We start from the raw sequence: 8,368 nt of genomic DNA on the forward strand, positions 1-8,368 counted from the left end.
ATCAAGCCGGGCATTCCCGCAGGCAGCAGCGCCACCAGCAGCCAGATGCCCAGGGCCGGTGCTGCCCAGTAGTTGAGCGGCCTGGAGGCCGGCAGCAGGTTGGCGATGATCCAGCCCATGAGCATGATGAACACCAGGGACAGGCTGAGCATTTCGTCGTGGCCGTACACCGGCCGGGTGATCTGGATCACCACCAGCGCTACCAGTGCAGCGACGCCGATCAGCAGGTTGAGCAGGCTGTTGAGGCGCACAGTCCGGGTCTTGCCTGCGCTGATCCACTGGATCAGTGCGTGGCCCATGAGCACGGCCAAGGGCAGCAGGCAGGGCATGATGTAGGTCGGCAGCTTGCCGCGGCTCAGGCTGAAGAACGCCAACGGCAGCAGCAACCACAGCAGCAGGTAACCGGTGGCCGCCTGGTGCTTGTCCTTCCAGGCCTGAATCAGAGTGCCGGGCAGCAAGGCGGCCCAGGGCAGGCTCGAGACCACCAGCAGCGGCAGGTAGAACCACCAGGGGCGAGTGTGCTGGGCATTGTCGGCGGCAAAGCGACGGATATGTTCATGCCAGAAGAAGAACCGCCAGAAATCGGGTTCATGGGCATGAATGCTCAACACCCAGGGCAGGCTGATGGCAATCGCCACCAGCACCGCCACCAGGCCATAACGCAGCAACTCGCCGAAGCGTCGTTGCCAGAGCATGTAGGGCAGGGCGATCAGTACTGGCAGCAGCCAGGCCAGGAACCCCTTGGTCATGAAGCCCATGCCGCAGGCGGCGCCCACGGTGCCCCAGGCCAGCAACCGGCCGCGCAGGGTCTGGTTGCCCAGGGCGAACCAGAGCGCCACCAGGCTGAGGTTGACCCACAAGGTGAACTGGGGATCGAGATTGGAGTACCCGGCTTGCCCGGCGATCAGACCGAAGCTCATATAAAACAGGGCAGCGGCAAAACTCTTGCGCGGGTCGTTCCAGATCCGGCGAGTGATCAGGTAAGCCAGCAGCACGCTGAGGCCGGTGCTTAGGGCCGAGGCAACACGCACCCCAAACAGGTTGTCACCGAACAGTGCCTGGCCGATGGCGATCATCCAGTAGCCGGCAATGGGTTTTTCGAAGTAGCGGATGCCCATGAAGTGCGGAGACACCCAATCGCCGCGCAGCAGCATCTCCTGGCTGATCTGTGCATAGCGGGTTTCATCCGGAATCCACAGGCCGTGGCTGGTCAGTGGCAGCAGGTAGAACAGAGCGAAGGCCAGCAGCAAGAAGGGTATTGCCCAGCGCTGGATGCCGCTGGTTGCACTCCCGCCCACGGTATAGCCGGAAGATGTGGTGCTTGTTCCATAAGCTTGGGGCGGTAAAGTGCGCTGCATTTGGGTCCTCTAGTTCATTTGCTGATAGCGGTGGTTCGTTAAGTTAATCAGGTATTACTGATAAACCGTAAAGTGTTGTCGAATGTTCGGTTTTCTCAAGTTTTTAAAAAAATAAACTTGGCTCCGTCTGTTTGATAAGTCGGGTTTAAAGTGGGAGGGGCTCGCTCTCTTAGTGCAAGGGCTTATAGAGTCAATTAATTAGCAAGAGAGTGTGTCTGCTTTTCGATTAAAGTCTGTTGGGCGGTTGTTAAAAATAGTTACAAGTTACTCGAGAGGGTGCTCAAGAGTTTTTCGCCAGCTTGCGGCATTGATAATGCCCATTACTTCCATGGTTCCGTCCACGTTCAGGGTGACAAATAGCGAGCTGGCGTACTTGCTGGCCAGTGCATGTTCAAAGCCCAACAGGCTTTCCAGGTCACTGATGCAATCGCTGTGGGTAACCAGGACCAGATTGCGCTTGAACAACTTGTGCGCCTTGATCTGTTGTTCGAACTGCTCGCCGCAGTTGCTCAGCCAGTCCTGGGTCTGCACCGGCCGGTTGAACATGAATTCCGAGGTTTGCCGGGTACGGGTTGCCGGGCTGCTGATGACATCGGTGGAGGCCATGCCCAGGGTGCGGAACGCCCGGCCCAGATCGCCGGCAATGCGGCTTCCGGACAAAGTGATGCCATCGGCAGGCCCCAGGCAGGGATTGGCGGAGCGGTCGCAGCGCTCGGCATGCCGCACCAGGGCAATCACCTCGCCGCCTTGCCAGTGGCGATAGAAGCCAGCTTGCTGCATCTGGTTGTCGACACCCAGGTCCAGTGGCGTGGCTGGCCACAGAACAAAACCGCAGACGAGGGTCGCCAGGGCTGCCCCGCAGGCGCCAGCCAAGATTCGAAAGCTGCGGATGGTCTTGCCGCCAGTACCGGATTCAGCAGTATTGAGCACGTCGTTTACCTGATTGGGTTGTTGCCAGGTGTTCTGAAAAGAACGGCATGCGCTCACCGTCGCCCTCGCCGCAACTGGGGCCAATTTAGGTCGGGCCAAGTGGTCGGAGAGTGAAAGCAATGTGAAAAAAACGAATGAATGGCGGCAGTTCTTTTAAACCTGACAGCCTTTGTTCAGGTTGTTGGCCTGATCAGTGCTTTGTTGTCAGGTCATACCCGTCTATTGGCCAGCAGAGTGTGGCTACAGGTAACTGTCTATCTATCGTTCTTGTCGTTGTGGCAAGTGCGCAGCGAACTTTATCCGATAAAAAACCGCGCAAGAAAAAAACCGCGTTTAGTTCAGCTTATTGTCAGCTTGAGCGGGAGGGAGGACTTGAGAGCGGATGTTCTCCTGCCCGTTGTACCGGGCAGAGAGCCATGTTGATGAAGGGGCGATCAGTGATTGACGGTGTAGGCCAGCATTGCCGACAGCTGGCACAGTGGGCGACCACTTTCCTGCTGCCACTGGTTGAACACTTCCTGGACCAGGGCCTGGTCACGCTTGCTGCTGGGCACCTTGTCGATGATGTTCTGGGCATTGAGTGCCGCCACGACGTCCCAAGTGGGGATGAACGTGTCCTTGCCCACCATGCGCAGGAAACGCGGGGCGGAAAGCCCACCCATTTGGTTGCCGTGCTTGGCCAGGTACTGCCAGAGCCCAGTGATGTCCTGGACCGGCCAGTCGGCAATGAAGGCGCCGAAACTGCCGTGCTGCTTTTCCACATCGAGAATCATCTGGGCATTGCGCGGCACACTCTTGAGCTTGCCCAGATGGCGAATGATCCGTGTGTCCTGCATCAGTCGCTCCAGATGCTCGGCGCCCATGAGCACCACTTTGTCTGGATCGAAGCCAAAGAACACTTGTTCGAACGCCGGCCATTTGGCGTCTACCAGGCTGTGTTTCAGCCCGGCGCGAAAGACTCGCAAGGCCAGGGTCGACAAGTAGCGATCAGCGCTCAGCGAGCGCAGATAGTCGTTGCTCGCCGGCGTCGGCAACTGAGCTTCCAGGGCTGCGGCGGAGCCGAAGCGATTAAGACAGTATTCGTTCAGCCATTTGTAATCGTGCATGCCTGCTCCGGGTCGGTTCGGGAGTATCGGTCAAGAAGTCTGCTGACCAAGGTGGGGGCGCCGAAACGGCGATGCAAGCTCCCCGGGCTGATGTGATGCCCCGGGGAACCAGAGTGCTGCGAGCGTCAGGCCGGGCTGGCACCTTCGCCGGCGAGCCGGCGATTGAGCTGGAAGCGCCAGCGTACGTAGAGCAGTGCCGAGGTGAACACCGCCAGGCTGGTGAACATTTCCAGCAGGCCGAACAACTGACGATTCGGGTCGTAGGCCGCCAGAGCCCCCTTGATGAAGTACAGGTTGACCACAAAGCACATCCACGAGTGCCCGCGGGCACTGCCGCTGAGCATGCCCGGCGCCATCAGCAACAGGGGCACCAGTTCGATCAGCAGGATCACCCAGGGCCGGGCGCCGTGGAGGTCGGCTACCAGCAGGTAGTAAACGCAGAGCAGGCCGACCAGGCCAAAAAAACAGATCAGGCTGAGGACCCGGGCTATCCGGACCCGAGGTTCCAGCCACTCCACCGCAGGCAGGATCTTCGGCTTCTTAGCCACGGCCGTTCTCCAATTGCTGAGCGGTTTTCGCCAGGCGCAGTCCCAAGGCCCGGCACAGGGCGATTTCATGCTCGTCCAGCGGGCTCTTGCCGTCCGCCCCGGCATGATGGCTTGCGCCATAGGGCGTGCCACCGCCGCGGGTTTCCAGCAACGCCGACTCGCTGTAGGGCAGGCCGGTGATCAACATGCCGTGATGCAACAGCGGCAGCATCATCGACAGCAGGGTGGCTTCCTGGCCGCCATGGAGGCTGGCGGTGGAGGTGAAGACGCCGGCGGGCTTGCCCACCAGGGCGCCGGTCAGCCAGAGGTTGCTGGTGCCGTCGAGAAAGTACTTCAGCGGGGCTGCCATGTTGCCGAAGCGAGTCGGGCTGCCCAGGGCCAGGCCCGAGCAGTGCTTCAGGTCGTCGAGGCTGGCATACAGCGCTCCGCTTTCGGGAATGCTCGGTGCCACGGCTTCGCACTCGGTGGAAATTCCCGGGACAGTGCGCAGGCGCGCTTCCAGGCCGGCCTGTTCGACGCCTCGGGCGATCTGGCGGGCCATCTCGTTGGTCGAACCGTTGCGGCTGTAATACAGGATCAGAATGTACGGCGCGCTCAAGGCAGGATCTCCAGCACATTTTCCGGTGGGCGCCCGATGATGGCTTTGTCGGCGGTTTCGAGAATCGGCCGTTCCATGAGTTTCGGGTGCTGGGCGATGGCAGCGATCAGTTGTTCTTCGCTGAGGCTGGTGTCCGCCAGGTTGAGGTCTTTGTACTCATCCTCGCCGGTGCGCAACAGCTGGCGCGCGCTGATGCCGAGCTTGCCCAGCAGGCGGTGCAACTGGGCGGCGTCCAGTGGGGTTTCCAGGTAGCGGACCACGGTCGGCGCCAGGCCGCGTTGTTCCAGGAGTTCCAGCGCACCGCGGGATTTCGAGCAGCGCGGGTTGTGATAAAGCGTCAGATCGGTCATGTGCGGGTCGCATCTTGCGTAAGGTGGCGGCTATTCTACCCGCGCGACGGGCTCTCCTGAACCTTGGGAGTCGATAGGTCGCATCGGCCCTGGGTCGGCAGTTATTTTTCAAGGCATCTTTCAAGACAGGAAACAGCGCATGGCAAGGCAATTGGCGGCAGCATTGGCGATCATTACAACCCTGTTGCTGGGCGGCTGTGGCAATGACTACGGGGTCGACCAATACGGCCAGAAAGTCGCCGCCGAGCGCCTGGACAAGCAATGGCTGGTGCTCAACTACTGGGCGGAGTGGTGCGGGCCTTGTCGCACTGAAGTGCCCGAGTTGAATGCCCTGAACGAGCAGCTCAAAGGGCAATCGGCCACTGTGCTGGGGGTCAATTTTGACAATGTACAGGGCGAGGAACTCAAGAGCGCCAGCGAGAAACTGGGGATCAAGTTCACGGTACTGGCGCAAAATCCTGAGCAGCTCTTCGATTTGCCACGCAGCGAGGCGCTGCCGGTGACCTACATCATCGACGACAAGGGCAAGGTGCGTGAGCAACTGCTGGGTGAGCAGACCGCAGCGGGCGTAATGGCAAAATTGCAGGCCCTGCGCGGTCATTGATGGGGTGATGCTGCCTGCAGCCGCTGATAGTGTCGGCGGCCGCAGGAACTGGGGGCAACCTGCCCCGGGTCGGATCAGCCTTCTTCCAGCCACCAGCGCAGCGGCTTGCCTTCGGCAGGCCAGAAGCGCACTTGCTCGATCGGCGAAACATCCCAGCGCTCTACCTTTTCCAGGGCCTGGAGGAAGCGCCGTTCCTGCTCCATCAAGGCTGGGGCACAGAGTTTTCGGGTGCTGCCTACCTTGCCGAAGCTGAGCTTTTCGCCGTCCAGTGTGTAAGGCGCGAACCAGTGGTTGCAGCCGCCATTGCCATAGGCGCGACCGTCTTCACCCAAGGTGATGGTCAGGTGGCTGTAGTCGATCAACGGCCGCTCGCCAATCCATTCCAGGACGTAACTGCGATCCTGCTGCAGCTTAAGCGGCTCGGCGGCACAGCCCATCAGGCCGGCCCCCAGTGCCGCAGTCAGCGCCAGGCGTTTCATTGGCCGGCCTGCTGGCATTTCGGGCAGAGGTGACGTTCGCCCTCGCTGGCCCAGCCCAGCTCGGCAATTCGTGCGCTGGCGGCAGGCTTCTGGGCCTTGGTGCCGAGCTTGGCATCCACTGCAAACTCGAAGTTCAGTTCTGCTGCGCAGCTGTCGCAGTTGACTTGCCATTGATGAATCGCCAGTTCGCCGAATACCGGGCCACGTGCCACAGCGACCCATTGGCCGACCGGATTGATCAGGTGGCGGACGGTGTCCACTGTCAGGCGCATGGACAGGTCCTTGCTGCCCTTGAGCGTCACCAGCAATACGTCGTCGGTACGGATCGAACCACCGTTGCCGGTGACTTGATAGCGACCTGGTACCAGGGCGCGGCATTCGATCAGGGTGTGTTGCGGGTTCATCAGGTTGTAGCGGAAATCGTGTTCGACCATGGGTCCTCCAAATCTGCCGCGTATGCTAGCACGGGCCCCTGCGCCGCAGGTTGCGGGCAGGTGACCTTCGATCAGGCCGTGGTCGGGATTTCAGCCGTGAACCTGATTCTGCGGCTGGCCCGCAGCCCAGCTGGCGATGTTGTGCAAGGTGGTGTCGGCGATGGCCGCCAGGGCTTCGTGGGTCAGGAAGGCCTGGTGCGCGGTGACTATCACGTTGGGGAAGGTCAGCAGCCGGGCCAGCACGTCATCCTGCAAGGGCAGGTCGGAACGGTCCTCGAAGAACAGCTGGGCCTCCTCTTCATAGACGTCCAGCCCCAGGTAGCCCAGTTGGCCGCTCTTCAGCGCTTCGATCAGCGCCGGCGTATCCACCAGGCCGCCACGCCCGGTATTGATCAGCATTGCCCCGGGTTGCATGTGCGCCAGGCTGTCCTGGTTGATCAGGTAGCGACTGTCGTCGGTGAGTGGGCAGTGCAGGCTGATGATCTGCGCCTGGGCCAGTAGCTCCGGCAGGCTCAGGTAGCGAGCCCCCAGGGCCTCGACGGCAGGATTGGGGAAGGGGTCGTAAGCCAGCAACTGGCAGCCGAAGCCGGCCATGATGCGCGCGAAGGTGGCGCCGATCTGCCCGGTGCCGACAATGCCCACGGTCTTGCCCACCAGGTCGAAGCCGGTCAGGCCATGAAGGGTGAAGTCGCCTTCGCGGGTGCGATTGTAGGCTCGATGCAGGCGTCGGTTCAGCGCCAGGATCAGCGCCACCGCGTGTTCCGCCACGGCGTGGGGCGAATAGGCCGGGACTCGGACCACATCCAGGCCCAGGCGCTTGGCGGCGGGCAGGTCGACATGGTTGTAGCCGGCTGAACGCAGGGCGATCAGCCGGGTGCCGCCGGCGGCCAGTTGCTCCAGCACCGGAGCGCTCAGGTCGTCGTTGATAAAGGCGCAGACCACTTCATGGCGCTCGGCCAGGGCCACGGTGTCCAGGCTCAGGCGGGCGGCCTGGAAGTGCAGTTCCATACCTGTGGGCAGGCGGGCGCCGAGAAAACTTTGACGGTCGTAGTTCTGGCTGCTGAAAAGAATCGTACGCATGCTTGCATCCTTGGTCGGGGCGCCCAGCATGCAGGCCGGGCGCCGGACAGGTCTTGCCCTGGATCAGGCGTTGATCCGCGCTTCGACGGCCAGGCGGCCGATGGCGTGGTCCAGTTCGTCCAGTGCGGCGAAGGCTTTGGCGTCTTCCTGCTTGAGCAGGGTTTCGCTGCGCTGGCAGGCGGCGCGCAACTGCGGCACTCCGCAATATCGGGTGGCACCGTGCAGGCGGTGGACCCGTTCGATCAGGGCGTTGTGGTCGTTGGCTGCGCGAGCGGCGTTGATCGCTTCGCGATCGGCCTCCAGGGACGCCAGCAACATGGCCAGCATGTCCGCCGCCAGATCAGCCTTGCCGGCCGCCAGGCGCAGGCCTTCGTCCTGATCCAGCACTTGCAGTTCCAGGCTCAGCTCCGAGCGATCATTGGCCCGTTCCGGGCCCTGGTTGCGCAAGGCCAGTCCGGTCCATTTCAGTACCACCTGGGCCAGTTGCCGCTCACTGATGGGCTTGGTCAGGTAATCGTCCATGCCGCTTTGCAGCAGGGCGCGCTTTTCGTTGGCCATGGCATGGGCGGTCAGGGCCACGATGGGCAGCGGCGTGCCATGGCGCTCGCTTTCCCATTGGCGGATCGCCTCGGTACTTTGCCGGCCGTCCATACCCGGCATCTGCACATCCATCATCACCAGGTCGAAAGATTCGTTCTGGATCGCGTTCAGCGCTGCGTAACCGTTGTCCACCGCCAGCACCTTGGCGCCCATGTCCTCCAGCAGGGTTTGGATCAGCAGCAGGTTGGCCGGGTTGTCGTCGACACACAGGACCCGCGGAGCACGGCTGGAGAGGCTTTCCTCCGGCTCGCTGCGGGCCCGGCGCGGAGTGACCAGATCGG

11 protein-coding genes are annotated in these 8,368 nt (G+C 61.8%); 1 reads left to right on the plus strand and 10 read right to left on the minus strand.

Annotated elements, in window-relative coordinates; genetic code table 11:
• The 6 genes from arnT to arsC all read right to left on the minus strand — a co-directional run.
• On the minus strand, positions 1 to 1,358 hold a 1,358-nt coding region (gene arnT, locus BLX41_RS24160), incomplete at its 3' end, for a lipid IV(A) 4-amino-4-deoxy-L-arabinosyltransferase (RefSeq protein WP_259745131.1).
• 264 nt (positions 1,359 to 1,622) lie between these two features.
• Positions 1,623 to 2,288, minus strand: a complete 666-nt coding sequence (pmrG, locus tag BLX41_RS24165; protein WP_123726913.1) for a lipopolysaccharide core heptose(II)-phosphate phosphatase PmrG — start codon at positions 2,286 to 2,288, stop codon at positions 1,623 to 1,625.
• Between the two features lie 434 nt (positions 2,289 to 2,722).
• Positions 2,723 to 3,394, minus strand: coding sequence for a DNA-3-methyladenine glycosylase I (locus BLX41_RS24170; RefSeq protein WP_123726914.1), 672 nt, complete (start codon positions 3,392 to 3,394; stop codon positions 2,723 to 2,725).
• A 125-nt stretch (positions 3,395 to 3,519) separates the two neighbouring features.
• Positions 3,520 to 3,942 carry a DUF2069 domain-containing protein gene (locus BLX41_RS24175; protein ID WP_123726915.1) on the minus strand — a complete coding sequence of 141 codons (423 nt, stop codon included), beginning with the start codon at positions 3,940 to 3,942 and terminating at the stop codon, positions 3,520 to 3,522.
• On the minus strand, positions 3,935 to 4,540 hold the full coding sequence (gene wrbA, locus BLX41_RS24180) for an NAD(P)H:quinone oxidoreductase (RefSeq protein WP_123726916.1): 606 nt from the start codon (positions 4,538 to 4,540) through the stop codon (positions 3,935 to 3,937). Before wrbA ends, BLX41_RS24175 begins: the two co-directional genes overlap by 8 nt.
• On the minus strand, positions 4,537 to 4,890 hold the full coding sequence (gene arsC, locus BLX41_RS24185) for an arsenate reductase (glutaredoxin) (protein ID WP_123726917.1): 354 nt from the start codon (positions 4,888 to 4,890) through the stop codon (positions 4,537 to 4,539). Before arsC ends, wrbA begins: the two co-directional genes overlap by 4 nt.
• A gap of 139 nt (positions 4,891 to 5,029) precedes the next feature.
• On the opposite strand from arsC, the gene BLX41_RS24190 reads away from it, so the two are divergent.
• A complete protein-coding gene (locus tag BLX41_RS24190) occupies positions 5,030 to 5,494 on the plus strand; it encodes a TlpA disulfide reductase family protein (protein ID WP_123726918.1) in 465 nt (154 codons plus the stop codon).
• 74 nt (positions 5,495 to 5,568) lie between these two features.
• Here BLX41_RS24190 and BLX41_RS24195 read toward each other — a convergent pair whose 3' ends face one another.
• The 4 genes from BLX41_RS24195 to BLX41_RS36140 form a co-directional block, all read right to left on the minus strand.
• Positions 5,569 to 5,973, minus strand: a complete 405-nt coding sequence (locus tag BLX41_RS24195) for an META domain-containing protein (RefSeq protein ID WP_123726919.1) — start codon at positions 5,971 to 5,973, stop codon at positions 5,569 to 5,571.
• Entirely contained in the window at positions 5,970 to 6,407 is a 438-nt protein-coding gene (locus BLX41_RS24200) for a hypothetical protein (RefSeq protein WP_110594717.1), read from the minus strand. Before BLX41_RS24200 ends, BLX41_RS24195 begins: the two co-directional genes overlap by 4 nt.
• A gap of 90 nt (positions 6,408 to 6,497) precedes the next feature.
• A complete protein-coding gene (locus tag BLX41_RS24205) occupies positions 6,498 to 7,487 on the minus strand; it encodes a 2-hydroxyacid dehydrogenase (protein ID WP_123726920.1) in 990 nt (329 codons plus the stop codon).
• A 63-nt stretch (positions 7,488 to 7,550) separates the two neighbouring features.
• A partial coding sequence (locus BLX41_RS36140) for a response regulator (protein ID WP_259745133.1) occupies positions 7,551 to 8,368 on the minus strand: 818 nt, incomplete at its 5' end.

Source organism: Pseudomonas protegens (genome assembly GCF_003732485.1).
GTDB lineage: Bacteria > Pseudomonadota > Gammaproteobacteria > Pseudomonadales > Pseudomonadaceae > Aquipseudomonas > Aquipseudomonas protegens_B.

Coding starts and splice junctions, on each gene's coding strand:
- BLX41_RS24195 (WP_123726919.1), bottom strand. CDS start 5,973: ATGAAACGCCTGGCGCTGACTGCGGCACTGGGGGCCGGCCTGATGGGC.
- BLX41_RS24170 (WP_123726914.1), bottom strand. CDS start 3,394: ATGCACGATTACAAATGGCTGAACGAATACTGTCTTAATCGCTTCGGC.
- BLX41_RS24205 (WP_123726920.1), bottom strand. CDS start 7,487: ATGCGTACGATTCTTTTCAGCAGCCAGAACTACGACCGTCAAAGTTTT.
- BLX41_RS24200 (WP_110594717.1), bottom strand. CDS start 6,407: ATGGTCGAACACGATTTCCGCTACAACCTGATGAACCCGCAACACACC.
- BLX41_RS24190 (WP_123726918.1), top strand. CDS start 5,030: ATGGCAAGGCAATTGGCGGCAGCATTGGCGATCATTACAACCCTGTTG.
- arsC (WP_123726917.1), bottom strand. CDS start 4,890: ATGACCGATCTGACGCTTTATCACAACCCGCGCTGCTCGAAATCCCGC.